This window comes from Streptococcus sp. 1343 (assembly GCF_013277355.1).
In the GTDB taxonomy this organism is placed as follows: Bacteria; Bacillota; Bacilli; order Lactobacillales; family Streptococcaceae; genus Streptococcus; species Streptococcus pseudopneumoniae.
Genome location: NZ_VMMT01000100.1, coordinates 1 through 1631, shown reverse-complemented (window position 1 = coordinate 1631; position 1631 = coordinate 1). Strand labels below are relative to the sequence as shown.

Below are 1631 nucleotides of genomic sequence, written 5' to 3'. Positions count from 1 at the left end.
CCCTTTTGACCATTACTTCGCTCTTGGCTGCAGTGATTAAGCTGGGCTTGAAAAAGGTCTTGGTGCAGGAGATGTACTCTGTTGAGACCTTGGCGCGCGTGGATATGCTCTGTCTGGACAAGACGGGTACCATCACTCAAGGAAAGATGCAGGTGGAGGCTGTTCTTCCTTTGACCGAAGAGTATGGAGAGTCAGCGCTTGCTAGCATCTTGGCCAGCTATATGGCTCATAGTGAGGATAAGAATCCAACTGCCCAAGCCATTCGACAGCGTTTTGTGGGAGAAGTTACTTATCCTATGATTTCCAAGCTTCCCTTCTCCAGCGACCGCAAGTGGGGAGCCATGGAGTTAGAATGTTTGGGGACAGTTTTCTTAGGGGCACCTGAGATGTTGCTGGACTCTGAAGTCCCAGAAGCCAGAGAGGCCTTGGAGAGAGGATCACGTGTCTTGGTCTTAGCTCTCAGTCAGGAGAAATTAGACCATCACAAACCACAGAAACCATCTGATATTCAGGCTCTAGCCTTGCTGGAAATCTTGGACCCCATTCGAGAGGGAGCAGCAGAGACGCTGGACTATCTCCGTTCTCAGGAGGTGGGACTCAAGATTATTTCTGGTGACAATCCAGTTACGGTGTCCAGCATTGCCCAGAAGGCTGGTTTTGCGGACTATCACAGCTATGTAGATTGCTCAAAAATCACCGATGAGGAATTGATGGCCATGGCGGAGGAGACAGCTATTTTCGGACGTGTTTCCCCTCATCAAAAGAAACTCATCATCCAAACGTTGAAAAAAGCGGGTCATACAACGGCTATGACAGGGGACGGGGTTAATGATATCTTGGCCCTTCGTGAGGCGGATTGTTCTATCGTGATGGCGGAGGGGGATCCAGCAACCCGTCAGATTGCCAATCTGGTTCTTTTGAACTCAGACTTTAATGATGTTCCTGAGATTCTCTTCGAGGGTCGTCGCGTGGTCAATAACATTGCCCATATCGCCCCGATTTTCTTGATAAAGACCATCTATTCCTTCCTGTTAGCAGTCATCTGTATTGCCAGTGCTTTACTAGGTCGGTCAGAGTGGATTTTGATTTTCCCCTTCATTCCGATCCAGATTACCATGATTGACCAGTTTGTGGAAGGTTTCCCACCATTCGTTCTGACTTTTGAGCGAAATATCAAACCTGTTGAGTCAAACTTTCTCAGAAGATCCATGCTTCGTGCCCTACCAAGCGCTCTCATGGTCGTCTTCAGCGTCCTGTTTGTGAAAATATTTGGGAGTAGCCAAGGTTGGTCTGAGTTAGAAATCTCAACTCTACTCTATTATCTCTTGGGGTCAATTGGTTTCTTATCCGTATTTAGAGCCTGCATGCCATTTACCCTATGGCGTGTCCTCTTGATTGTTTGGTCAGTAGGAGGTTTCCTAGCCACAGCTCTCTTCCCAAGAATTCAAAAACTGCTTGAAATTGCAACCTTAACAGGACAAACATTACCTGTTTATGGTGTCATGATGTTGGTCTTTACCGTGATTTTCATCCTGACCAGTCGTTACCAAGCGAAAAAATAAAGAAAGACTGCAATCTATGTATTGCGGTCTTTTTATACGACGAGTCTATCGTATAGTGGATTGAATCTG

Annotated in this window: 1 protein-coding gene; it reads left to right on the top strand. The window is 46.7% G+C overall.

Annotated features, from left to right (window positions below; translation table 11 throughout):
* On the top strand, positions 1-1562 hold a 1562-nt coding region (locus HT709_RS11350), incomplete at its 5' end, for an HAD-IC family P-type ATPase (RefSeq protein ID WP_172925785.1).
* Positions 1563-1631 lie beyond the last annotated feature (69 nt).